Genomic DNA, 23,149 nt, shown 5'->3' with positions numbered 1-23,149 from the left:
CGTACGGGTTCAGGTATTGGCCACTCACCCTATAGTGGCCAGAGGTAATAGCCACTTGATGGGGATGGGAGGCTGTGATGCCGCAGATCGAGGAGGCTCAGCCGAAGTACCTCCAGATCGCGCACCACATCCGCGATCAGATCTTGCGCGGTGACCTCAGGCCGGGGGACGAGGTGCCGTCGGAGCGGCAGTTGGCGACGGACTGGAACGTCTCGCGGCCGACAGCTGCCCGCTCGCTGGAGGCGCTGAGCAATCAGGGCCTTGTGGAGAAGCGGCAGGGGTCCGGGACGTACGTGCGCGGCGTGGAGGTCAACCGGCGGGCCCGGGAGCTCTACGGTCGGGCACGGCAGACTGGGAAGATCTACACGGCTGGCGAGTACGCGGTGATCACGTCTGCGGGATGGCTTGATGCGCCGGACTACGTTGCCGATGCCTTGGGCTTGGCGAAGGAGCGTCGGGCTGTGCATCGCCGGCGGGTGACCAGTAACCAGACTGGGCCTATCACCCTGTCGACGTCCTGGTTCGCGCCGGACATGGCTCAACGGGCCCCCAGGCTCATGGACCCCGAGCGTATCCAGGAGGGCACGCTGCTGTACGTGGAGCAGATGACGGGGCGCCAGGGGAGCTATGCGGAGGACCGCATGAGCGCCCGCACCGCGACGGAGGAGGAGGCGGCGGACCTCGGCCTGGAGGCTGGATCGGCTGTCCTGATCGTGCACCACGTGGTCTATGACCTGCAGGACCGGCCGTTGGAGTTCGCCGAGGCCACCTACCCGCCCAACCGGTGGGCGTTCGAACAGGGTTACCCGCTGACCTGATCGATTCGGGCCAAGTGTCCCGAACCCCTTGCCTGACCTAAGTGGCTAATGCCACTATCCACGAAGTGGCTAAGGCCACTTCGAAGGAAGGGGCGCGGTGTGAGCGGTGAAAGGCCGTTACAGGACCGGAGGTCCGCCTGCCGGGGGTGCCGCGGTCGGGGCTGGAAGTTCGTCCGCTCGCGGACGTCATTGGCGTTATCCGTCGCCAATGGGCGCCCCCGCGCCGTCTCCAAGCGGCGCTGCCTTGACTGCGACGGGACCGGCAAGGAGTAACCACGGATGGATGGCATCAGCAAGGGGCGCCCTGACCACGGCGCTGACGACGGCGAAGTGCTCGGCTCGATGACCCTGTACCCGCTGCCTGAGTCGGTGTGCCGGGCTCGTCGCTGGTTCAGGCACTTCATCGGCAAGCACGAAGTGGCCTGTTCGATCGACGACTGTGTGTTGATGATCTCGGAGCTCGTGACGAACGCGATCCTCTACGGGCGAGCCGAGGAGGAATGGCTCGTGCGGGTGGAGTGGCGACGGGACGGGAAGTCCCTGCGGATTGACGTGCACAACCCGGGCTTCCCCGCGAGCGTCCGGTTGCGGTACCCGGCGGCCAATGAGGCCCATGGGCGTGGGCTGGGCCTGGTCGATGCCTTGTCGGACTCCTGGCGTGCCGGCCCGAGCCGCTTCGGCGGGACGGTCGTGTCGTTCGAGATGGCCGACGCCTGGCCGTCGTGAGCGGGCTGCGGTCTGGCTCGTCAGCCAGCTAGCGTGCGTGTCAGCCAGCTGGGTACGCTGGTTGACCAGTTGACTTGACCGATCCCGACTAGGCGGCGCCCGTGGCGTACGAAGTGGCTGCACCAAAGTACGTGCGGCTCGCGCAGACGATCCAAGGTCGGATCGAGGACGGCACCTACCCGCCGGGATCGCTGGTGCCGAGCGAGAACCAACTCGTGCAGGCATTCGGGATGTCGCGGCCGACTGTTGTCCGGGCCCTCGAACTGCTCAAGCGGGACGGCTGGCTGGAGTCCCGGCAGGGCTTCGGGACGATCGTGCGTGGCCGTCCGGAGGCCGTCGAGCAGCGTGACCGCCGAGGACACGAAGCCTTGGAGCGGGACGAGTCGCGGATTCCGGGGCGCCTCGTCGAGGTGGGGGAAGTCCAGGTCCCGCGCCAAGTCGCGTCCTTGCTCGGCCTGCCGCCGGGAGCCAAAGCGCTCGTGCGCCGCCTTCTGGTCGAGGAGGACGGTGAGCCCGTGGAGCTCGCCTCTTCCTACTTCCCGGCCGGCCTGGTCGAGGGGACTGAGCTCGGCAGCTCCGAACCTCTGGCTGAGAGCCCGCGAGCGCATCTCGAAGCGCGCAAAAAGGTGCGCTTCGATCACGTCACCGAGCGCGTCTCGGCGCGTCTTGCGGGCGACGAGGATGCGGGCCTGCTGGGGCTGACCGCGGGGGACCCCGTACTTGGCGTTCTGGTGGTGGCGCGTGATGCCTCCGGGAGGGCGTTGCAGATCGTCGATGTTCTGCTCCCCGCCGACCGGCAGGAACTTGAAGATACCTATCGGCTCAACTGACCTGCTGCTAGGCATCAGTTGCGATCTTCCGGCCCTCCAACTCCACTTGACCAGTCAATCTGGCGTCCCTAGTTTCGAACTTGCTAAGTCAACCTGTCAGGTGACGGGTTGATGTGACCCGACAAAGGAGATCTGTTGTGCGTGTGATCCGTGTCGAGACCTCGGCGGCGACGATCCTGCTGACCGAGTCACCTTCGCCCAAGATCCGGGACCGGCAGACCGGCGAGATCGCCAAGGACGCCGTAAGCGGCGAGGTCCTGATGACCGTGGGCGTCGTCTACATCGATGAGGGGGAGTCCTCGCTGATCCAGGTAACCGTGCCGGAGAGCGGGGTGACCGAGGGGCTGCCTGTGGGCTCGCCGGTCGCGCTGCCCGGTCTGGTGGCTCGGCCGTGGGAGAGCGTCTTCAACGGGCAGAGCCGCCACGGCATCGCCTACCGAGCCCTTGCCGTGGCGCCCGGCGTGTTCGCGACGGCCGGACAGGAGGCCTGACACCGGTGTCCGACCTGCTGACGCTCGTGGAGGTGGGTGGGCCGCTCGCTGCGATAGGTGGCGCGGCCTACGCCCGGCACGCGCATCCGGCGGCGTACTGGTCCACGGTCGGGCTGCCGTTATCGGTGGCCCGGCTGCTGGCCTCGTACTCCTCCACCATGGAGGCATGCGGCCTGACGGTCGAGCCGTCCCGCTGGCGGGCTTTGGCCATCAGGGCGACCACTCGTCGTGAGGTGCGTCCTGTGCCGCCGAGCCGCGGGCTGGTTCGCCCGACATCGACGGGCCTTCGTATGCGGCTTCGCCTGGCCCCGGGGCAGGAGCCGGCAGACGTGGCCGCCTCTACCGAGCGACTGCGCCACGCCTGGGGCGTCCATGCGGTCCACGTCCGGGACATCAAGCCTGGCGTCATTGAACTGCGGCTGGTCGGCTATGACGTGCTGCGGAAGGTGCGGATGCCCCGGAAGACGGACGCCGACTTCCTTAAGATCCCGGTGGCGCTGAGGGAAGACGCGACAGCATGCGTCCGTGACTACCGCGTCGTGCCGCACCAACTCGTCCTCGGCGCGACGTTGTCGGGTAAGTCCATGTTCCTCCGGAACCTCTTCACCGGACTGGCCAGGCAGGCCGTCGTCCTTGTGGGGATCGACTGCAAGCGCGGAGTGGAGTTGGCGCCCTTTGCCGCTCGGCTCTCGGCTCTGGCGACCGATCCGGCGCAGGCGGCGGAACTCCTGCCGGCGCTCGTCCAGGAGATGGAGGACCGCTACGACCTGATCAAAGCCCGGCAGGGAATTGCCCCCGGCGTGTCCGGCGAGGAGATCACGTCGGACATCTGGGGTCTCCCCGAGGAGAGGCGCCCGCCCCCGATCGTGCTGTTCATTGACGAGGTGGCCGAACTGTTCCTTGTCGCGACCCGCAAGGACGAGGAACGGCGCGACGAGATGGTCACGCATCTCATCCGGCTCGCCCAACTCGGCCGCGCCGCAGGCATCTATCTGGAAGTCTGCGGCCAGCGCTTAGGCGCCGAACTGGGCAAGGGCGCCACCATGCTCCGGGCCCAGCTCACCGGCCGCGTGTGCCACCGGGTCAACGATGAGGCCTCCGCGAAGATGGCGCTAGGCGACATCGCCCCTGAGGCTGTCGAAGCCGCGTGCGCCATCGCACCGGAACGCCCCGGTCTCGCCGTCGTCGGTGACACCTCCGGCGGCTGGTCCCGCATCCGCACCCCGTACCTGTCCCTCGCCGAAGCGGCTGCCATCTGCCGTGAGACGGCTGATCTCGCACCGGACGTGCCCGCTCTTGTGCCGTTCCGTCCGGACGTACCGTCCCTGCCGGCGAAGCACCTGGACCCGGCGCCGAGACTCCGCCCGGTTATCGACTGACCCGTTCCACCCCTCGGCCGGCGTGACCGCCTCGCGCCACGTCCCTACCCCCGCCTTGCCCGAAAGCGGAAGGAGCCGTGCCGTGCGCGCTCACCTGGCCCGAGTCGATGCGGTGCTGATTCAGGCGGTCATCGCTGCCGCGCTGTCCTTCGCCCACCTGCACGACATCGCCGCGGCGGCCGGGCAGGACGGCTGGAAGGCCTGGGCCTACCCCATCTCCGTCGACCTCCTGTTGGTTGCGGCCTGGCGGCGGTTGCGATCCGGGAGCTCCCGGGCGGTCGGCTGGTGCTGGTTCCTGATCTCCCTGGTCGCCTCACTGGGCGCCAACGTCGCCACCGCGGGACTGCTCGACCTGGCCGAGGTGCCAGCCTGGCTGCGCATCCTCGTCGCGGGCTGGCCGGCGGTCGCCTTCCTCGGCGGCACGCTGCTCGCCCACACGGCGCCGATGCCCTTCACCGCCGACGAACCGCACGACGACGCGGACGCCGAGCTCCTGCCGGAACCACGGGCGGAACTGCCCGCGCCCCCTGCAAACCCTCCCGCCCGGCCGCAGGCGGAGATTCCGCCCGCCCTCGTCCAACACGCCCGCAAGATCGCCGACGACCATCGGGCCCGGACCGGAACCGCCATCGACGCGACCACACTCCGCGCCCGGCTTGGCGTCGCCGCCCCGCTCGCCGAAGCCATCGCCGCCCAACTCACCTGACCTGGAGCAAACGCCCTTGCGCCCGACCACCCTGCGCGCCCTCAAGCGCGCCGCAGAACTCGTCCGACAGAACCAGTTCACCGAAGCCGTGCTCGTTGCCGAGCCGGTCATCCTCGCCGCCGACTACGCCGAGGGAGCCGAGATCCGCCGCTGGCTGACCGAGCACGTCCACGACTTCACCAGCCACCAGGAGGCCTCTTGATGCCCGCCAATCGCCGGTTCCGCAACGTCCGCCGCATCGGTCCCGTGCAGGTCGCCACCTACTTCGACGGACGCGGCCGCACCAAGCACACCGCCGCGTGCACCGTCCCGCGCTGCGGCTTCTCCACCGACTACGACAGCCGCCCCGCCGCAGAACTCGCCGCCCGCACCCACCGCTGCTCGGCCCGCTGAGGAGGCACCGTGACCGTCACCCTGCCGCTCGTCGCCGTCCTGGGCGTCGTCGCCTGGGCCGCGATCAAGTTCCTCGGCGTCCGGATGTGGGTCGCCGTAGTGATCGCCCTCTTCGGCTTCTACCTCGCCGACACCTTCCTCGCCCCCGCCATCGACTCCGGCACCCGCTCCGGGGTCGAGATCGTCAACGGCACCCACGACTGAGAGGAGAACCACCCATGCTCCGCCCCAAGCTCCCCGTCATGCCCGACACCCCGGCGGTCCGGGACGACCACGCGCAGGCCTGCTCCTGCCGTCACTCGACAGCCCACGCGGTGACACAGGCGCCTGCCCGCACCGTCACGCCCTACGTGAGTGCCGGGGCCGGCCTCGTCGTGGCCCTGGTCGTCGTCGGCATCGTCCTGACCGCGCTGCTGGCCACCGTCGCCCTCACCGCCGTGGCCGTGGCCATCGCTGCCCTGGTCCTGCGCTCCCTGTTCAACACAACCACCGAACGATGACGACCCGCCGGGGCGGCAACACGCCGCCAAGCATCCGACCGCCCCGGCAGGCCCAGCCCCTCACGACCGAAGCCGAAAGGACAGAGGACATCATCACCCGCCCCGCAACACCCCCAGTAGCCGAGCTCGGGCAACTCGCCTCCCTCGGCACCCTCCCCGCCCTCGCCCGACAGCTGTCCGGGCTCGGCGGCTGCGCACGACCGGTACGACTCGACGGCTACCGAACGGAACACCGAGTCGACCCGGCAACCGGCGAGATCGGACCCGTCCTGCACCACATCGACTCGACGACGCTCCCCGCCGGCCGACTCCTCGTGCCGTGCAAGAACCGTCGGGCCACCCGATGCACCGCCTGCGCGGAGACCTACCGCCGCGACACCTACCACCTGATCACCGCGGGCCTGCGCGGCGGCAAGGGAACCCCCGAGCACGTGGCCACGCACCCCCGGGTGTTTGCCACCTTCACCGCGCCTGGCTTCGGGCCCGTCCACAACCGGCCCACCGACAGCCGCGGAGAAGTACGCCCCTGCCGATGCGGCCTGCTCCACCACCAGAAGGACGACGTCCTCGGCACACCGCTCGACCCGGACACCTACGACTACGAAGCGGCCGTGCTGTGGAACGCGCACGCCGGAGTCTTATGGCGGCGCTTCTCCATCTACCTGCGCCGCGAGGTCGCCAAGCGCGCCGGACTGACCCAACGCGCCTTCCGCGACCACGCGCGGCTGTCCTTTGCCAAGGTGGCCGAGTACCAGAAGCGCGGCGCCGTCCACTTCCACGCGGTCATGCGCCTCGACGGCCCAGAGGGCGGCTCCACGCCACCGCCCGCTTGGGCCACCCCCGAGCTACTCGCCGACGCGATCCAGGCTGCGGCCGCTGTAGTCTCTGTCGACGGCCCGGTGATCGGCGGCCGTGCGTACTCCTTCGCATTCGGCCGCCAACTCGACGTCCGCACCATCCGCGGCGCGGACTTCGACGGTGGCACCGAGCTGACCGAGCGCGCTGTCGCGGCCTACATCGCCAAGTACGCCACCAAAGGCGCCGAGGCGGCCACCGGCACCCTCGACCGCCCGCTGAGGCTGCTGGCCGAACTGGGGCATCTGCGGATCTCCGACCATGCACGCCGCATGATCCGCACTGCCTGGACCCTCGGCGCACGCCCCGAACTCGAAGAGCTCAGGCTTCGCGCCTGGGCCCACATGCTCGGCTTCCGCGGTCACTTCTCCACCAAGTCCCGCCGCTACTCCACCACCCTCGGCGCCCTGCGCAACGCCCGCGCCGAATGGCGACGCAGTGAGGCCCTGACCGCGCTCGGCGTCGACCGTCACGACGAGACGACGCTCGTCCTTTCCCACTGGGTCTTCGCCGGCACCGGGCTGACCCCGGGCGAGGCCTGGCTCGTGGCCTCACTCGCACCCGCTCTCGGAACGGAAGGAGAACCCACACCGTGACTGGCAGCCGCGACGAGCTGATGACCGTCCCGCAGATCCTCGCCGAGCTCGGCGGGGTGTCCCGACGCACCTTCTATCGCTGGCGCGAACTGGGCCACGGCCCGGACGCCTTCAAGCTGCCGAACGGCGAGCTACGAGTGTGGCGCAGCGACTTCGTTGCCTGGCTTCGGCAATTGGAAGGGACCGCAGCATGAAGTCTCTGCAGGTCAAAATCTGGGGCGTCCGTAAGCGGCCCTACAAGACGCCGTCATACGACGTGCGCTGGTCGGTGGCTGGCCAGGTTTTCTCCGAGACGTTCAGGACGAAGGGACTCGCCGACCACTACCGCTCCAAACTGCTGCGGGCCTCGCACGACGGTGAGGAGTTCGACGTCGAGAGCGGCCTCCCCGAGTCGATGTCGGAGAAGAAGACCTCACTGACCTGGTACGAATTCGCGCTCAAGTACCTGGCCATGAAGTGGCCGCACGCAGCGCCGAACACTCGCGTCAGCATTAATGAATCCCTGGCGTCGGTGACCGTGGCACTCCTCGACGAGCGTCCGGGCCGTCCGGCCGCCGAGGAGCTGAGGAAGGCCCTTCGTAATTGGGCATTTGTCCTCCCGGGGCCGAATGATCGTGAAATCCCACTGGACATAGAAAATGTCCTTCACTGGGTCGCCAAGGCCTCGCGCCCCCTCGCTGATCTCGGTGACCCCGTGATCGCTCGCGCCGTACTCGACTCCCTCAAGCTCAAGCTTGACGGCACTGCCGCAGCTGCCGAGACCGTGCGTCGCAAGCGACGGACCCTCGTCAACGCCATGCATTACGCGGTCGACCTTGGCGAGTTCTCCGAGAATCCGCTCGCCGGCGTGAGGTGGCAGAAGCCCAAAGTCTCCAGCGAAGTGGACCCTCGGGTCGTCGCCAACCCTCACCAGGCTCGCTCCCTACTGTGCGCCGTGTCCTACATCGGCAGCTACCGGCGTGCCCGTGGTCGACGTCTTGTCGGCCTGTTCGCGGCGATGTACTTCGGGGGCCTGCGCCCCGCCGAAGCGGTCGGGCTTGCCGAGACTGATCTCACCCTGCCCGCCACCGGATGGGGCTCCGCCTGCTGCACCGAACGCGCCCGAGTGTCGGGAAGCAGTGGACCGACTCGGGGGAGAGCCATGACGACCGCGGGCTGAAGAACCGGCCGGCCGAGGACGTACGGCGGGTTCCGATCCCTCCGCAGCTCGTGGCGATCTTCCGGGAACACCTCGACACCTTCGGGGTCGCCGACGATGGGCGGCTGTTCTTCAGCGAGGGCGGAGGAGTGGTCTCATCGTCCTCGTATCACCGAGCCTGGCAGGAGGCCCGTCTGCTGGCGCTGCCGCCTGTGGTGGCCGCATCGCCCCTGGCCCGGCGTCCGTACGACCTGCGGCACTCGGCGCTGTCGACGTGGCTGAACGCGGGCGTGGACCCCACCGAGGTCGCGGAACGGGCGGGCAACAGCGTGGAGGTACTGCTGAGTCGGTACGCCAAGTGCATCGATGGCCGACAGGAGGTCGCGAACCGCCGGATCGAGGATCTGTTGCGCGAGTACGAGTGATCACGGGACGTTGTCCCACGCGCTTGGCCAGGCGGGATCCGCATCGCAAGCCCGGTGTCCACCGGGCTTGCGATGCGCTCGGAAATGAGGGGCACCGCAACTCGACAGGCCCGCCACGAGTTGGGCTTGCGGTGAGTTTGATCCGCAGACAGGCGTAACTTCTTCTCGGGTATCCCCTTAACAAGCAGTGCTTCTCACTCCTTGTCGATTCGACGATCGAAGGTGGCAGCGGAAGGAAGAAGGCCTGTTGAGAGCCGTACTGGCCGCTGAAGGTCGGATCCATGGCCGGTGCGCCCCGTCTGTCTGGCAAGCTGCGCACCGTCGGTGCGCTGGTTGACGCTCCTGATGTCGCCTCTCTACCGTTCCCTCATCGAGAGCAACCAGGACGGTGTAAGGGGGTTTTCATGGACAGCGTGGGGCTCAGCGACGAACGCTTGCTGTCGAGAGCTGAACTGGCCGAACTGGCTGGAGTGATGCGGCCAGCGGTCACCAACTGGCAACGCCGGTACGAGGATTATCCGGAGCCGGTTAGGACGGGCGAAACGGAACTGTTCAGTCTACGGGCGGTCCTCGACTGGCTTGACTCTCGTCAGATCCCGCCGCGTGCTCGTGCACGTGACGAGCCGCCCGGTTTCACCTATGCCGACCGTATGCGACGGAATCTCGCTGCATCGGACGAGGCTCGCCAGAGAGCGGCCGCGCGGAGTGGTGAGTCAGACGGCAGCAGTCTGTCGGGCGACGAAGGACAGCGTGCCCGGCAACTTACCCAACTGCTGGGGCCGATTGCAGACGCCGTGCGCGGCGGCGGATCGATGACAGATTACCTTGCCTTGGTCCTCTCCCTCATCTTTCTTCAGGTGAGCGGAAGCCCTCGCTCGGCGTCGCTCCCGCGAACGGTGCGGGTTCGATCCAGGGATGCCGCAGCGGTGTTGTTGCAGGAGATCGGGGACGCAGCCGACGAGGAACTGCGCCGGCGCGGCGTTCCGCCGGGCATGCGGACGGCCATCGTCAAGTTGGAGCCCCGGGAGTACGGGGATGTCGTCGAGGTGATTTGCCTGACCGACGGCTTGGGGATCGACGAGTTCCGACAGCTGGCGGATCAATTCGGGTCCCGATCCGGGCTTCCCAGCGGAGAGTTCTTCACTCCACGTGCCGTCGTGCGGCTGCTGCGGGACGCCGCCATAGGGGACGAGGACTCAGCACAACGCGTCTACGACCCGTACATGCGCGCAGGCGAGATGCTTGACGGAGCCGCTGAACGTCTCGGTGGTGTCGTGCCTCTGACTTTGCGTGGTGAGAGCCCGCAGCGCGGCACACTTTGGCTGGCCGGAATGAACCTCGCGCTGCACGGAGTCCCGGTTGAGCTGGAGACCGGCTCTATGGCTCCGTGGAACGAACGTCTCTGGCCCAAGAGCCACCAGGCCGACTTGATTCTGACCAATCCGCCTTTCAACGCTCGCGGGGCGGTGCCGAGGCCGCGTGAGGGCATCGACTGGCCGTACGGACCGCCTCCCCCCGGTAGCCCTGCCTTCGCCTGGCTCCAGCACGCCATGGTGTCGCTCAGGGACGAGGGCCGTGCAGGCCTGGTGATGCCGGTCAGCGCGGGCGCCTCCACAGACGTCCGGGAGCAGGAGATTCGGCGCAGGCTGGTGGAGGACGGGGCCGTCGAATGCATTGTGGCGCTGCCGCCCCAGCTCTTTTCGGGGGCTCAGGTGTCCGTTTGCATGTGGTTCATGCGGCGGTCCGCAGCGGTGTGCGACGAGATCCTGTTCGTGGACGCCCGCGACTTGGGCGACAAGGCGACTCGCGGACCTCGAGTCCTGTCCGACGAACACGTTCGAGCCGTCGCGAAAACCGTTCAGACGTGGCGGCGAGGGACCGGATTCCGCCGCGGTCGGCAGAGCGCTGGGCATCTCGCGATCGCTGTTCCGCTGTATGCGGTGCGGGCTGCCGGTTACTCGCTCAGCCCCGCCGACTATGTGGATAGATGGATGTCGACAGCGTCACCGGTTGATGCGGCGACTGAGGCAGCAGCCACGAAGGCGACGCTCGATGCGGCAAGGCGTCGAACGAATGCCGTGGACTGCGCGGTCGATGCACTCTCGTACGGCCCATTGTCGTCAGCGGTCGTGCTCTCGTATGACGGGCTACCTCATGACTGGCGTCGGGTTCGGCTGGGAGATCTAGTCAGCATCATGGCTGGTCCGTCCTACTCACGCGTGCCGGCCGAGGTTCGCTCCGCGGCCGGTGAACTACCTGTCGTGATGCCCAAGCATCTGCGCGAAGGACGTATCGACGATCGCGACGTGGAGAAGGTAACCGCAGATGTCGCCCGCGCACTGGCGAGGTTCCGTCTCAGCCCTGGAGACATCCTGTGCGTGCGTTCCGGCGCCCAGATGCCCCCAGCCATGGTCGAGAAGGCGCAGGACGGCTGGCTGTTCAGCACCAACCTGCTGCGGCTGCGTGCCCTCGAACCGGATGGGGGGCCACTTGTCCTCCCCGGCTACCTGCTCGCCTACCTGTCTCTGCCGGAGACAGTGCACTGGCTCAAGGAGTACGCCCGCGGTACCGCCGTGCCTTCCCTCAGTGCCGCCACGCTGGCACTTCTGCCCGTACCGCTGCCGCCCCTTGCTCACCAGCGGCGAATCAGCGCCGCGCTGGCTGCCGTAGATGCACAGATCACCGTGCATCGTGAACTTATTCAGGCCGCCACGCATCACCGCGGCACACTCGCCGCACATCTGCTGACCGGCGTCCTGGTCCCGGAATGACGTGCTCCTCTCCTTTCAGTCCCTTCGTGAAGGAAGACTCCTGTGAATGCACCTTCGTCCGAGCCGCGATCCGGAATGCGGTACTTGTGGCTACTCATGGCAGCGCTGTTCTCGCTCGTTGTGGCCCTTATCGCTGGGATCCTGAAGGCCAGCACCGGAGCCGGATTTGCCGAGGCAATCCTTTACGGCGGCACTGCTTTTGCCACATCGATGGGCCTCTGTTTGCTTGTCCTGACTGCAATCGGTCAACTGTGAACGAGCTGGCGTGCCTCGCAGTACACCCTGGAGTGAGCCGCGCGCATTCCCCTCAGCTTTCCTAACCGTCCGCCCGCTGCCCCCGGGGGCAGCGGGCCGTATAGGGCGGCTGACGCCCTGGGCGGGATCGGATGCTGCTGGAGTCGGACATTGCGGCACTCGCCCACACGGTGCCGGCGGAGCACTGGTAGGGCGTGCTGGCTGACCGCCGGACGACTGTATATGGCGTGTATTCGCCGAATCCGTTCCAGCGATGCCGTATCGAGCACCGGTCGACGTGCTCCGCACAACCGCTGCCGGATTTTGGACGTGGTCAACGGCACTGCGCGACGAGAACACGTGGCGAGCGGAGCGGCCGGCAGTCTCGGAGTAGTGGCCGGATGCGGGGTGGTTGTTCGTCGAATGTGTACCTGACCTCGGCGAACGCTCCAAGATCCCGTCCACGGATAGTCCACAGACCCCGTCCTGGACCCGCTTCCGGCGGCATACGCCTGCGCATACGCAAAGACCCCGCACTCAGCGTCTTGGCTGGTGGCGGGGCCTTTTGGCACCTCGTGCGAGGTGCCCCCGGCAGGATTCGAACCTGCGCACACGGCTCCGGAGGCCGTTGCTCTATCCCCTGAGCTACGGGGGCGTGTCGTCCGCCGTGGCGGCGACGGGTGAAACCTTACCAGCCTGGGAGGGGTGTCCGTGTACAGGGTTTCCGGGGAGGCGGGTTGTGGGTGGGGAGAGCGTGGGGACGGGGTGGCGGACGTGCCCCGCGCCACGTGCCCGTGGCATAGCCCATGGCGGCGGCACGTGTCCGGCGCACCGCCGCCGGGTCCCCCGGTCGGGGAAGGAATGGGGAAAACGCGGACGCATCCGATCCGGCGCGCCTACGCTCTGAGTGTGCCGGGCGTGTCCGGCCGGGTGCTTGTCGTCGACGACAACAAGGTCATCCGGCAGCTGATCAGGGTCAACCTCGAGCTGGAGGGCTACGAGGTGGTGACCGCGGCTGATGGTGCCGAGTGCCTGGACGTGGTGCAGCGGGTGCGCCCGGATGTGGTGACCCTGGACGTCGTCATGCCGCGCCTGGACGGGATAAGGACGGCGGCCCGCCTCCGCTCGGACCCCCGCACCCGTGACGTGCGGATCGTCGTGATCAGCGCCTGCACCCACGCCGAGGTGGAGAGCGCCGTCGCCGCCGGGGTCGACGCCTTCCTCGGCAAGCCCTTCGAGCCCGGCGAGCTCATCCGTGTCGTACGGCGCCTGGGCGGCGTCGACGCCGACACCCCACACGAAGGCGCGCCCGCCGCGACCCCCCGGCACCGCGGGTGACCAGGGGTGACCAAAGGGTGAAACCGGTTCGCGTCGGCACCCCCCTCCTCGCCTACGCTTGCGCTTGTGACCCCCGCTGAGCTCTCCCGCACCGTGCTCGCCACGGTGCGTCGCGCCGTGGAGGCCCACGAGCTCAGCCTCGCGGGCCCGGTGCCGGAGCGGGTCGTCGTACGCAGGCCGCCGCGTCCCGGGTGCGGGGACTACGCCACCAACGTGGCCCTGCAACTGGCCCCCCTGACCGGCGTCGCGCCGCTCGCCGTCGCCGACGTCATCGGCCGCCGGCTCGCCGCCGCCCCCGGCATCGCCCGGGTGGACATCGCCGCACCCGGCTTCCTCAACATCACCCTTCAGGGGGAGTCCCACGAGGCCCTCGTCGACCTCGTGCGCGAGCAGGGCCACCGCTACGGCGTCGGGGAGCACCAGGCCGGCGACCTCCCCGCACCCGCGCCCACCGGCGAGCCCCGCGCCGACGCCTACGCCGCCGTCCTCCGCCGGCTCCACGCGGCGACCGGCATCGCGCCGCCCGCCCGCCGGCCGCACCCCGTACGCCAGTCGCCGGACGAGCTGCTGCGCACCCTCGGCGCCGACGCCACCGCCTGGGCCCTGCTGCGCCCGCCCGCCGAGGACGCCCCCCGCACCGACCCCGCCGCGCACCTGGCGCAGCGCGAGGCCAACCCCCTGTTCCGGGTCCGGTACGCTCACGCGCGGAGCCGGGCCCTGCTGCGAGGCGCCCACGACCTGGGCCTGGAACCCGGCACCGAGACCGGCCGCCGGGACCCCGCGGAGACCGAACTGCTCGGCCTGATCGCCGACTTCCCCCGCACCGTGGAGGCCGCGGCCCGGCACGGCGCGCCCGACCGGCTGGCGCGGCTGCTGGAGCGCACCGCCGACGCCTTCCTGCGCTTCCACGACGAGTGCCCGGCGCTGCCGAAGGGCGAGGAGAAACCCTCGGCCGTTCACGGGGCCCGCCTGGCGCTTGCCGACGCCGCCGGGACCGTGCTCGCCAACGGCCTGACCCTGCTCGGCATCAGCGCCCCCCGACACCTGTGAGAGCAGAGAGCACGAGACGATGAGCCGTTCCGCACACCCCGCCGGGCCCCGCTACGCCGATGTCCTCCCCGAGGGCCACTACGCGGCGCCGCCCGCCGACCTGAACGCCCTGGACTCCCGGGTCTGGGCCCGCACCGTCACCCGGGACGCCCAGGGCGTCACCACCGTCGGCGGTCTGGACGTCCGCGAGCTCGCGGAGGAGTTCGGCACCCCCGCCTACGTCCTGGACGAGGCCGACTTCCGGGCACGCTGCCGTGCCTGGCGCGAGGCCTTCGGCGCGGACGCCGACGTCTTCTACGCGGGCAAGGCGTTCCTGTCCCGCGCGGTGGTGCGCTGGCTGCACGAGGAGGGCCTCAACCTCGACGTGTGCTCCGGCGGAGAGCTGGCCGTGGCGCTGTCCGCGGGGATGCCGGCCGACCGGATCGCGCTGCACGGCAACAACAAGACCACCGGGGAGATCCGGCAGGCCGTCGAGGCCGGGGTGGGCCGGATCGTGCTCGACTCCTTCCAGGAGATCGTCCGGGTGGCGGACACCGCGCAGAAGCTGGGCCGGCGGCAGCGGGTGCAGATCCGTGTCACGGTCGGCGTCGAGGCGCACACCCACGAGTTCATCGCCACCGCGCACGAGGACCAGAAGTTCGGTTTCTCACTCAACGGCGGGGACGCGGCCGAGGCGGTGCGCCGGGTGCTGCGGCTGGACTCGCTCGAACTGGTGGGCATCCACTCGCACATCGGCTCGCAGATCTTCGACACCTCCGGCTTCGAGGTGGCGGCGCACCGGGTGATCGGCCTGCTGCGGCAGATCCGCGACGAGCACGGGGTGGAGCTGCCCGAGATCGATCTCGGCGGGGGCCTGGGCATCGCGTACACCCCGGACGACGACCCGCGCGAGCCGCACGAGATCGCCAAGTCGCTGGGGGAGATCGTCTCCCGCGAGTGCCGGGGGGCGGAGCTCGCCGTCCCGCGGCTGTCGGTCGAGCCGGGCCGGGCGATCGTGGGCCCGACGGCGTTCACCCTCTACGAGGTGGGCACGGTCAAGCCGCTGGAGGGCCTGCGGACGTACGTGAGCGTGGACGGCGGGATGTCGGACAACATCCGCACCGCGTTGTACGACGCCGAGTACAGCGTGGCGCTGGTGTCGCGGTCGAGCGACGCCGAGCCGATGCTGAGCCGGGTCGTCGGCAAGCACTGCGAGTCGGGCGACATCGTGGTGCGCGACGCCTTCCTCCCCGCCGACCTGGCGCCCGGTGACCTGCTGGCGGTGCCGGCGACGGGCGCGTACTGCCGGTCGATGGCGAGCAACTACAACCACGCCCTGCGCCCCCCGGTGGTCGCCGTCAAGGACGGCGAGGCCCGGGTGATCGTCCGGCGCGAGACGGAAGAGGATCTCCTGCGTCTCGACGTCGGCTGACGGGGAATCTCACATAGAAGGAGACCGGTCTCGCGATCCGGACAGCACGTGGAAACTTCCATCCGGTGCGTGAGACTGGGACCGTCCAAGAAGCTCGCAAGAGCTGGAACCACGAAGCGAGGTCGGATGATGCGTACGCGTCCGCTGAAGGTGGCGCTGCTGGGCTGTGGTGTGGTCGGCTCAGAGGTGGCGCGCATCATGACGACGCACGCGGACGACCTCGCCGCGCGGATCGGCGCACCGGTGGAGCTCGCCGGGATCGCCGTACGGCGCCCCAACCGGGTGCGCGCGGGCGTGCCCGTGGAGCTGCTGACCACGGACGCGACCGCCCTGGTCAAACGCGGGGACATCGACGTGGTCGTCGAGGTGATCGGCGGCATCGAGCCCGCCCGCTCCCTGATCACCACCGCCTTCGAGCACGGCGCCAGCGTGGTGTCCGCCAACAAGGCGCTGCTGGCCGCCGACGGCGCCGCGCTGCACGCCGCGGCCGTCGAGCAGGGGGTGGACCTCTATTACGAGGCCGCCGTCGCCGGTGCCATCCCGCTGATCCGCCCGCTGCGCGAGTCGCTGGCCGGCGACAGGGTCGACCGGGTGCTGGGCATCGTCAACGGAACGACCAACTTCATCCTCGACAAGATGGACACCACCGGCGCCGGCTACTCCGAGGCGCTGGACGAGGCCACCGCCCTGGGCTACGCCGAGGCCGACCCCACCGCAGACGTCGAGGGATTCGACGCCGCCGCCAAGGCCGCGATCCTGGCCGGCATCGCCTTCCACAGCCGGGTGACCATCGACGACGTGCACCGCGAGGGGATCACCGAGGTCACCGCGGCCGACATCGCCTCGGCCAAACGGATGGGCTGCACGGTGAAGCTGCTCGCGATCTGCGAGCGCGGCGCCGACGGCCGTTCGGTGACCGCCCGCGTCCACCCGGCGATGATCCCCCTGACGCACCCGCTGGCCAGCGTGCGCGAGGCGTACAACGCGGTCTTCGTGGAGGCCGCGGCCGCCGGCCGGCTGATGTTCTACGGCCCCGGGGCGGGCGGCTCGCCGACGGCCTCCGCGGTGCTCGGCGACCTGGTGGCGACCTGCCGCAACAAGCTGGCGAGCACGACCGGACCGGGGGAGTCCGCGTACGCGCAGCTCACCGTGCGCCCGATGGGCGACGTGGTGACGCGCTACCACATCAGCCTGGACGTGGCGGACAAACCGGGTGTCCTGGCCCAGGTGGCCACGGTCTTCGCGGAGCATCAGGTGTCGATCGACACGGTGCGGCAGCAAGGGAAGGACGGGGAGGCGTCGCTGGTCGTCGTCACCCACCGGGCGCCGGACGCGGCGCTCGCGGCGACCGTCGAGGCGCTGCGGAAACTCGACACCGTCCGGGGCGTCGCCAGCATCATGCGTGTGGAAGGGGAGTAACCCAGCGATGAACGCAGTCTCAGCCGGCCGCGTGCCGGCCACCCACCAGTGGCGCGGCCTCATCGAGGAGTACCGGGACCGGCTCCCGGTCGGCGCGGCGACCCCCGTGGTCACGCTGCTGGAGGGGGGCACGCCGCTGGTCCCCGCCCAGGTGCTGTCCGAGCGCACGGGCTGCGACGTCTTCCTGAAGGTGGAGGGCGCCAACCCCACCGGCTCCTTCAAGGACCGCGGCATGACCATGGCGATCTCCAAGGCCAAGGAGGAGGGCGCGCAGGCGGTCATCTGCGCCTCCACCGGCAACACCTCCGCCTCGGCCGCCGCCTACGCGGTGCGGGCCGGGATGGTGTGCGCCGTCCTGGTGCCGCAGGGCAAGATCGCGCTGGGCAAGATGGGTCAGGCGCTGGTGCACGGGGCGCGGATCCTGCAGGTGGACGGCAACTTCGACGACTGCCTGGACCTCGCCCGCGGCCTGTCCGGCAAGTACCCGGTGGCGCTGGTCAATTCGGTGAACCCGGCCCGTATCGAGGGTCAGAAGACCGCCGCCTTCGAGATCGTGGACGCGCTCGGCGACGCTCCGGACATCCATGTGCTGCCGGTCGGCAACGCCGGAAACATCACCGCGTACTGGAAGGGTTACCGCGAATACTCCAGGGACGGCGTGTCGACGCGCGATCCGCGCATGTGGGGCTTCCAGGCCTCCGGCGCCGCGCCGATCGTGCTGGGCCACCCGGTGCGCCGGCCGCAGACGATCGCCACCGCGATCCGGATCGGCAACCCGGCGTCCTGGCAGTTCGCCGAGGAGGCGCGGGACGAATCCGGCGGGCTGATCGACTCGGTGACCGACCGTCAGATCCTTGCGGCCTACCGGCTGCTCGCCGCGCAGGAGGGGGTCTTCGTCGAGCCGGCCTCCGCCGCGAGTGTCGCGGGGCTGCTGAAGGCCGCCGAGCAGGGGGCGGTCGACCCGGGCCAGCGGATCGTCTGCACCGTCACCGGCAACGGCCTGAAGGACCCTGACTGGGCGGTCGCCGGCGCGCCCCAGCCCATCACGGTTCCGGTGGACGCCGACGCGGCCGCCGACCGGCTCGGGCTGCTCTGACCGCCGCGCGAGGACAGGGGCGCACGGCACCGCACGCGACACGCATCACGCGCTGTCCGTGCGCCCTATGTCGCAGGAGAACCTTCCTTCGATAGGCTTGCCTCACACCGGCGCCGCCGCACGCCGTCTTGGCCCATGCCATTGGCATCCTCCTCGCGGGATCCCCTTGGTACGGTCCCTCAAGTCCTCGCCGCCGTACGGCAACGATGCCGCGGCATCGCGAGGCAGAAACGCCCTTGAAGCAAGGAGAGTCATCGAACGATGGCCGGACCAGCCTTCCGCGCCGCCGCCGTCCGAGTGCGCGTCCCCGCGACCAGCGCCAACCTCGGACCGGGCTTCGACGCCTTCGGCCTGGCGCTCGGACTCTACGACGACGTCGTGGTCCGGGTGGCCGACTCCGGTCTGCACGTCGACATCGCCGGCGAAGGCGCCGACTCGCTCACCCGCGACGAGAACCACCTGGTCGTACGCGCCCTGCGGACCGCCTTCGACCTCCTCGGCGGGCAGCCGCGCGGGCTGGAGGTGGTGTGCGCCAACCGCATCCCGCACGGCCGCGGCCTGGGCTCCTCCTCCGCCGCCATCTGCGCCGGCATCATGGCCGCCCGCGCGGTGACGATAGGCGGGCAGGACAAGCTCGACGACGCCGCGCTGCTGGAGCTGGCCAACGAGATCGAGGGCCACCCGGACAACGTCGCCGCCTGTCTCCTGGGCGGCTTCACGCTGGCCTGGACCGAGGGCGGGGCCGCCCACGCGGTCCGGATGGACCCCTGCGACTCGGTCGTTCCGGTGGTCTTCGTGCCGGGCAGGCCGGTGCTGACCGAGACCGCCCGGGGGTTGCTGCCGCGCACCGTCCCGCACGTGGACGCCGCGGTCAACGCGGGACGCGCCGCGCTCCTCGTCGAGGCCCTCACCCGGCGCCCCGACCTGCTGCTTCCCGCCACCGAGGACCGGTTGCACCAGGAGTACCGGGCGCCGGCGATGCCGGAGAGCACGGCACTGGTGAACCGGCTGCGCGCCGAGGGCGTCCCTGCTGTCATCTCGGGTGCGGGGCCCACGGTGCTGGCGCTGGCGGACGAGGGCACCGCCGACAAGGTCTCCCGGCTGGCGGGCGAGGGATGGGCGGCGAACCGTCTGGCCCTCGACGCGGCGGGGGCGAGTGTGCTGCCCCTCGCAGTGGGGCAGTGACACGATTGCCGGTCGTAGAGAGGGGGAATGTTTGTTGGATCCGGTAGTGTTAATCTCATTGCTGCACCCGTGGACTCAGGCACCCGCCTGCTGTACCTGTTGTCCCGGTGCCTTGTGTCCCGCATCGGGACCGCCCACTCTTCCGGGAGCCTCCCACACCGCATAGGCAGCCTGCCTGAGCAGTGCCGAGCACGCTCCGGAGACGGCGCGGGTGACATTTCACCCGAGAGTGAACTCTCACCTCGCCGGTAACTGTGTTTTGTGTTCCACATCATTTCCTCCGCCGTCAGGCGGACCACCGCCCCGGGTCCGGCGCAAGCGATAAGGACCGGATCCGGACAGCACGACCGGTCGCCGAGCCAGACAGGCCGACGTCCGCTCCAGGGAAGGACCCTTCGTGAGCGACACCACCGATCTGATGGGCGTACGCGCAGACAGCCCTGTCGCCGCGTCCGATGCTGCCGCGCCTGCCACCGGTGCTGCCACTGCCCCCGCCGCGCGGCGCCGTCGCGCGGGTACCGGTCTTGAGGGCATGGTCCTGGCCGAGCTGCAGCAGCTCGCCTCCGGTCTCGGTATCAAGGGCACCGCGCGGATGCGCAAGAGCCAGCTCATCGAGACCATCAAGGCCGCGCAGTCCGGCGCCGGCGCCAAGGCCTCCGCCGCGGAGGGCGCGCCCGCCGCCGAGAAGCCCAAGCGCCGGGCCACCTCCCGCGCCCGTACGGGTGAATCCGCCGAAGCCGGGGACCAGGGCGCCGAGCAGCAGCCGAAGCAGATCGAGATCCCCGGCCAGCCGGCCGGCGAGAAGACCGCGTCCGCGGCCAAGGCCAAGGCCGAGTCCGCCAAGGCCGAGCAGCCCGCCGAGGGCCGCGCCGAGGCCGCCGTGGACAGCGCCGAGGGCAAGTCCGGCGACGCCAGGGGCGGCGACGAGCGCCGCGAGAGCCGCCGCGACCGTCAGCGGGACCGGCAGCGCGACCGCCGCAAGGGCGGCGAGGACGGCGGCCAGCAGCGTCAGCAGCAGGGCGGCGGCCAGGGCCAGCAGCAGGGCGGCGGCCCCCAGGGCGGCGGCCAGCAGGACGACGACGAGTTCGACGGCGGCGGCCGCCGTCGCCGGGGCCGCTACCGCGACCGCCGCGGCCGCGGTGGCAACCGCCGCGACGACTTCGCGGGCGAGCCGCAGGTCGCCGAGGACGACGTCCTGATCCCGGTCGCCGGCATCCTGGACATCCTCGACAACTACGCGTTCATCCGGACCTCCGGCTACCTGCCCGGCCCGAACGACGTGTACGTCTCGCTCGCCCAGGTCCGCAAGAACGGCCTGCGCAAGGGCGACCACGTCACCGGTGCCGTCCGCCAGCCCAAGGACGGCGAGCGCCGCGAGAAGTTCAACGCGCTGGTGCGCCTGGACTCCGTCAACGGCATGGCGCCGGAGAGCGGCCGCGGCCGCCCGGAGTTCGGCAAGCTCACCCCGCTGTACCCGCAGGAGCGGCTGCGGCTGGAGAACGAGCCCGGCCAGCTGATCACCCGGATCATCGACCTGGTCGCCCCGATCGGAAAGGGCCAGCGCGGCCTGATCGTGGCCCCGCCGAAGACCGGTAAGACGATCATCATGCAGGCCATCGCCAACGCGATCACCCGCAACAACCCCGAGTGCCACCTGATGGTCGTCCTCGTCGACGAGCGTCCGGAAGAGGTCACCGACATGCAGCGGTCGGTCAAGGGCGAGGTCATCTCCTCGACCTTCGACCGTCCCGCCGAGGACCACACCACCGTCGCCGAGCTCGCCATCGAGCGCGCCAAGCGACTGGTGGAGCTGGGCCACGACGTCGTCGTCCTGCTGGACTCCATCACCCGTCTGGGCCGCGCGTACAACCTCGCGGCGCCCGCCTCCGGCCGCATCCTGTCCGGTGGTGTCGACTCGACCGCGCTGTACCCGCCGAAGCGCTTCTTCGGTGCCGCGCGCAACATCGAGGACGGCGGTTCGCTGACCATCCTGGCCACCGCGCTGGTCGAGACCGGCTCGCGCATGGACGAGGTGATCTTCGAGGAGTTCAAGGGCACCGGCAACATGGAGCTCAAGCTCGACCGGAAGCTCGCCGACAAGCGGATCTTCCCGGCGGTCGACGTCGACCCGTCCGGTACCCGCAAGGAGGAGATCCTGCTGGCCCCGGACGAGCTGAACATCGTCTGGAAGCTGCGCCGGGTGCTGCACGCGCTCGACTCGCAGCAGGCGATCGAGCTGCTGCTGGACAAGATGAAGCAGACCAAGTCCAACGCCGAGTTCCTGATGCAGATCGCCAAGACCACCCCGGGTGGCAACAACGACTGACGCCCCGGCGTCGGCACGGCTCAGGAGGCCGGTCCGGTCACTTCGGTGACGGGACCGGCCTTCCGTCGTCCGCGGCCTTCCGTGCCCACCGCGACACCGACCGGATGGCTCTCACCTGCGACGGGTCCGGCGCGTCCCGATGGCGGGGCGGCCCCGGACCCGCTGTCATTGCCCTGTGCGGGCACCCCTGCCGTGCCTGATCAGGTGCGGGACGGGGTACCCCAGTGATGAGGAGCCGATCAGGACAGAGGAGCCGATGGCCGACCACGCGGACGACGGAAGGGCCGCCCGGCGACGCCGGCGCAGTCCCCGCCGACGGGCCCTGCGGATCACCGCCTGGGTCGTGGCGACGTTCCTGCTGCTCACCACCACCGCCATCGGATGCCTCTACCTCAAGCTCAACGGCAACATCAGGGGCATCGACATCAACGCCCTGCTCGGGGGCGACCGGCCGGCCGACGTCGACAACGGCTCGATGGACATCCTGGTCCTCGGCTCCGACTCCCGGTCGGGCAGCAACCAGAAGGCCGGCGGCGGCCAGGACGACGGCACCGCCCGCTCCGACACCGCGATGATCGTCCACGTCTACCAGGGGCACGACCGGGCGAGCGTGGTCAGCATCCCCCGCGACACCCTCGTCGACCGCCCGGCCTGTGCCGAGCCCGGCGGCGGCACCGCCCCGCCCCGCCAGGGCGAGATGTTCAACGAGGCGTACGCGATCGGCGGCCCGGCCTGCGCGGTCAAGACGGCCGAGACGATGACCGGCATCCGCATGGACCACTACATCGAGATCGACTTCTCCGGCTTCCAGCACCTCATCGACGCCCTCGGCGGGGTCACCGTCACCACCAGCCAGGCCATCAGCGACAACCGCAGCCATCTGCACCTGCCGGCCGGCACGCACCACCTCGACGGCAAGCAGGCCCTCGGCCTGGTCCGTACCCGGCACGGGGTGGGGGACGGCAGCGACCTGGGCCGGATAAGGCTGCAGCAGGCCTTCCTGAAGGCCCTGGTGGACCGGGTGAACAGCATCGGGCTGCTGAGTTCGCCGACCCGGCTCTACACGATCGCCGACACCGCGACCGGAGCCGTCACCACCGACTCGGAGCTGGCCTCCGTCAAGAAACTGGTCGGCCTGGGGGAGAGCCTGAAGGGCCTGGGCTCCAAGGACATCGGCATGGTCACCATGCCGGTGCGCTACGACCCCGCCGACCCCAACCGCGTCCTGCCCCTCGCCGGCCAGGCGGAGCAGGTCTGGTCCGCGCTACGGGCCGACGAACCGATCCCCAGGTCCGCCACCAAGGGCTCGGCGGGTGACGACGTCGACACGGACGGTGTGGTCAGGAGCTCCTCGCAGCCGCCCGCCGCCGGGCCGGAATAGATCACCCGGGCCCCCGGTTTTGGGAGATGCGGCCAGTGCTGGCAGACTGGTACGTCGGCCCCGGTTCACGTGACGCAAGCC

Annotated in this window: 22 protein-coding genes, 1 tRNA gene and 1 pseudogene; 23 read left to right on the top strand and 1 reads right to left on the bottom strand. The window is 69.9% G+C overall.

What is annotated here, in order from left to right; all coding sequences use genetic code 11:
- Nucleotides 1-77 precede the first annotated feature (77 nt).
- From ACRWNP_RS26885 to ACRWNP_RS26815, 15 genes and pseudogenes are all read left to right on the top strand, one after another.
- On the top strand, nt 78-818 hold the full coding sequence (locus ACRWNP_RS26885; RefSeq protein ID WP_431965694.1) for a GntR family transcriptional regulator: 741 nt from the start codon (nt 78-80) through the stop codon (nt 816-818).
- A 279-nt stretch (nt 819-1,097) separates the two neighbouring features.
- The gene (locus ACRWNP_RS26880; protein ID WP_431965692.1) at nt 1,098-1,544 is read left to right on the top strand and encodes an ATP-binding protein; all 447 of its coding nucleotides are present in this window, start codon (nt 1,098-1,100) and stop codon (nt 1,542-1,544) included.
- 101 nt (nt 1,545-1,645) lie between these two features.
- Nucleotides 1,646-2,374, top strand: a complete 729-nt coding sequence (locus ACRWNP_RS26875; protein WP_431965691.1) for a GntR family transcriptional regulator — start codon at nt 1,646-1,648, stop codon at nt 2,372-2,374.
- Nucleotides 2,375-2,511: 137 nt separating this feature from the next.
- The gene (locus ACRWNP_RS26870) at nt 2,512-2,865 is read left to right on the top strand and encodes a hypothetical protein (protein WP_431965689.1); all 354 of its coding nucleotides are present in this window, start codon (nt 2,512-2,514) and stop codon (nt 2,863-2,865) included.
- 5 nt (nt 2,866-2,870) lie between these two features.
- On the top strand, nt 2,871-4,244 hold the full coding sequence (locus ACRWNP_RS26865; RefSeq protein WP_431965687.1) for an FtsK/SpoIIIE domain-containing protein: 1,374 nt from the start codon (nt 2,871-2,873) through the stop codon (nt 4,242-4,244).
- A gap of 82 nt (nt 4,245-4,326) precedes the next feature.
- A complete protein-coding gene (locus ACRWNP_RS26860) occupies nt 4,327-4,950 on the top strand; it encodes a DUF2637 domain-containing protein (protein ID WP_431965685.1) in 624 nt (207 codons plus the stop codon).
- A 16-nt stretch (nt 4,951-4,966) separates the two neighbouring features.
- Entirely contained in the window at nt 4,967-5,152 is a 186-nt protein-coding gene (locus tag ACRWNP_RS26855) for a hypothetical protein (RefSeq protein WP_319138528.1), read from the top strand.
- On the top strand, nt 5,152-5,343 hold the full coding sequence (locus tag ACRWNP_RS26850) for a mobile element transfer protein (protein ID WP_431965683.1): 192 nt from the start codon (nt 5,152-5,154) through the stop codon (nt 5,341-5,343). The genes ACRWNP_RS26855 and ACRWNP_RS26850 overlap by 1 nt, the downstream gene beginning before the upstream one ends.
- Nucleotides 5,344-5,352: 9 nt before the next feature.
- Nucleotides 5,353-5,547, top strand: coding sequence for a hypothetical protein (locus tag ACRWNP_RS26845; protein ID WP_431965681.1), 195 nt, complete (start codon nt 5,353-5,355; stop codon nt 5,545-5,547).
- A 14-nt stretch (nt 5,548-5,561) separates the two neighbouring features.
- On the top strand, nt 5,562-5,843 hold the full coding sequence (locus tag ACRWNP_RS26840; RefSeq protein WP_431965679.1) for a SpdD protein: 282 nt from the start codon (nt 5,562-5,564) through the stop codon (nt 5,841-5,843).
- Nucleotides 5,840-7,294: a replication initiator gene (locus tag ACRWNP_RS26835; protein ID WP_431965677.1), complete on the top strand. Its 1,455-nt coding sequence runs from the start codon at nt 5,840-5,842 to the stop codon at nt 7,292-7,294. Before ACRWNP_RS26840 ends, ACRWNP_RS26835 begins: the two co-directional genes overlap by 4 nt.
- A 20-nt stretch (nt 7,295-7,314) precedes the next feature.
- Nucleotides 7,315-7,488 (top strand): helix-turn-helix transcriptional regulator, encoded by a 174-nt coding sequence (locus ACRWNP_RS26830; protein WP_026251821.1) that lies wholly within the window; start codon nt 7,315-7,317, stop codon nt 7,486-7,488.
- Nucleotides 7,485-8,857: pseudogene (locus ACRWNP_RS26825) on the top strand (site-specific integrase). Before ACRWNP_RS26830 ends, ACRWNP_RS26825 begins: the two are co-directional and overlap by 4 nt.
- Nucleotides 8,858-9,261: 404 nt before the next feature.
- Nucleotides 9,262-11,628: an N-6 DNA methylase gene (locus ACRWNP_RS26820; RefSeq protein WP_431965675.1), complete on the top strand. Its 2,367-nt coding sequence runs from the start codon at nt 9,262-9,264 to the stop codon at nt 11,626-11,628.
- 96 nt (nt 11,629-11,724) lie between these two features.
- Nucleotides 11,725-11,883 (top strand): hypothetical protein, encoded by a 159-nt coding sequence (locus ACRWNP_RS26815; protein WP_431965673.1) that lies wholly within the window; start codon nt 11,725-11,727, stop codon nt 11,881-11,883.
- 562 nt (nt 11,884-12,445) lie between these two features.
- Here ACRWNP_RS26815 and ACRWNP_RS26810 read toward each other — a convergent pair.
- A tRNA-Arg gene (locus ACRWNP_RS26810) sits at nt 12,446-12,517 on the bottom strand.
- Nucleotides 12,518-12,723: 206 nt separating this feature from the next.
- Between ACRWNP_RS26810 and ACRWNP_RS26805 the strand changes: the two genes are divergently transcribed.
- The 8 genes from ACRWNP_RS26805 to ACRWNP_RS26770 all read left to right on the top strand — a co-directional run bounded on the left by ACRWNP_RS26805 (nt 12,724) and on the right by ACRWNP_RS26770 (nt 23,068).
- On the top strand, nt 12,724-13,200 hold the full coding sequence (locus ACRWNP_RS26805; protein ID WP_431965671.1) for a response regulator: 477 nt from the start codon (nt 12,724-12,726) through the stop codon (nt 13,198-13,200).
- Between the two features lie 66 nt (nt 13,201-13,266).
- Nucleotides 13,267-14,250, top strand: coding sequence for an ArgS-related anticodon-binding protein NrtL (gene nrtL / locus ACRWNP_RS26800; RefSeq protein WP_431965669.1), 984 nt, complete (start codon nt 13,267-13,269; stop codon nt 14,248-14,250).
- Between the two features lie 19 nt (nt 14,251-14,269).
- Complete coding sequence (gene lysA, locus ACRWNP_RS26795; RefSeq protein ID WP_431965667.1) at nt 14,270-15,661, top strand: diaminopimelate decarboxylase; 1,392 nt, start codon at nt 14,270-14,272, stop codon at nt 15,659-15,661.
- A 126-nt stretch (nt 15,662-15,787) separates the two neighbouring features.
- On the top strand, nt 15,788-17,080 hold the full coding sequence (locus tag ACRWNP_RS26790; protein ID WP_431965665.1) for a homoserine dehydrogenase: 1,293 nt from the start codon (nt 15,788-15,790) through the stop codon (nt 17,078-17,080).
- Nucleotides 17,081-17,087: 7 nt separating this feature from the next.
- Nucleotides 17,088-18,176: a threonine synthase gene (gene thrC, locus ACRWNP_RS26785; RefSeq protein ID WP_431965663.1), complete on the top strand. Its 1,089-nt coding sequence runs from the start codon at nt 17,088-17,090 to the stop codon at nt 18,174-18,176.
- Nucleotides 18,177-18,437: 261 nt separating this feature from the next.
- A complete protein-coding gene (thrB, locus tag ACRWNP_RS26780; RefSeq protein WP_431965661.1) occupies nt 18,438-19,361 on the top strand; it encodes a homoserine kinase in 924 nt (307 codons plus the stop codon).
- A 397-nt stretch (nt 19,362-19,758) separates the two neighbouring features.
- Nucleotides 19,759-21,687 carry a transcription termination factor Rho gene (gene rho / locus ACRWNP_RS26775; RefSeq protein ID WP_431965659.1) on the top strand — a complete coding sequence of 643 codons (1,929 nt, stop codon included), beginning with the start codon at nt 19,759-19,761 and terminating at the stop codon, nt 21,685-21,687.
- Between the two features lie 256 nt (nt 21,688-21,943).
- Nucleotides 21,944-23,068, top strand: coding sequence for an LCP family protein (locus tag ACRWNP_RS26770; protein WP_431965657.1), 1,125 nt, complete (start codon nt 21,944-21,946; stop codon nt 23,066-23,068).
- The last annotated feature ends 81 nt before the right edge of the window (nt 23,069-23,149 follow it).

The organism is Actinacidiphila sp. bgisy160 (genome assembly GCF_965342435.1).
Lineage (GTDB): Bacteria > Actinomycetota > Actinomycetes > Streptomycetales > Streptomycetaceae > Actinacidiphila.
This window is presented reverse-complemented; position numbering and strand designations above follow the sequence as displayed.

Coding starts and splice junctions, on each gene's coding strand:
- ACRWNP_RS26880 (WP_431965692.1), top strand. CDS start 1,098: ATGGATGGCATCAGCAAGGGGCGCCCTGACCACGGCGCTGACGACGGC.
- ACRWNP_RS26820 (WP_431965675.1), top strand. CDS start 9,262: ATGGACAGCGTGGGGCTCAGCGACGAACGCTTGCTGTCGAGAGCTGAA.
- thrB (WP_431965661.1), top strand. CDS start 18,438: ATGGCCGGACCAGCCTTCCGCGCCGCCGCCGTCCGAGTGCGCGTCCCC.
- lysA (WP_431965667.1), top strand. CDS start 14,270: ATGAGCCGTTCCGCACACCCCGCCGGGCCCCGCTACGCCGATGTCCTC.
- ACRWNP_RS26830 (WP_026251821.1), top strand. CDS start 7,315: ATGACCGTCCCGCAGATCCTCGCCGAGCTCGGCGGGGTGTCCCGACGC.
- thrC (WP_431965663.1), top strand. CDS start 17,088: ATGAACGCAGTCTCAGCCGGCCGCGTGCCGGCCACCCACCAGTGGCGC.
- ACRWNP_RS26770 (WP_431965657.1), top strand. CDS start 21,944: ATGGCCGACCACGCGGACGACGGAAGGGCCGCCCGGCGACGCCGGCGC.
- ACRWNP_RS26850 (WP_431965683.1), top strand. CDS start 5,152: ATGCCCGCCAATCGCCGGTTCCGCAACGTCCGCCGCATCGGTCCCGTG.
- ACRWNP_RS26835 (WP_431965677.1), top strand. CDS start 5,840: ATGACGACCCGCCGGGGCGGCAACACGCCGCCAAGCATCCGACCGCCC.
- ACRWNP_RS26840 (WP_431965679.1), top strand. CDS start 5,562: ATGCTCCGCCCCAAGCTCCCCGTCATGCCCGACACCCCGGCGGTCCGG.
- ACRWNP_RS26805 (WP_431965671.1), top strand. CDS start 12,724: ATGGGGAAAACGCGGACGCATCCGATCCGGCGCGCCTACGCTCTGAGT.
- ACRWNP_RS26815 (WP_431965673.1), top strand. CDS start 11,725: ATGGCAGCGCTGTTCTCGCTCGTTGTGGCCCTTATCGCTGGGATCCTG.
- ACRWNP_RS26885 (WP_431965694.1), top strand. CDS start 78: ATGCCGCAGATCGAGGAGGCTCAGCCGAAGTACCTCCAGATCGCGCAC.
- ACRWNP_RS26790 (WP_431965665.1), top strand. CDS start 15,788: ATGATGCGTACGCGTCCGCTGAAGGTGGCGCTGCTGGGCTGTGGTGTG.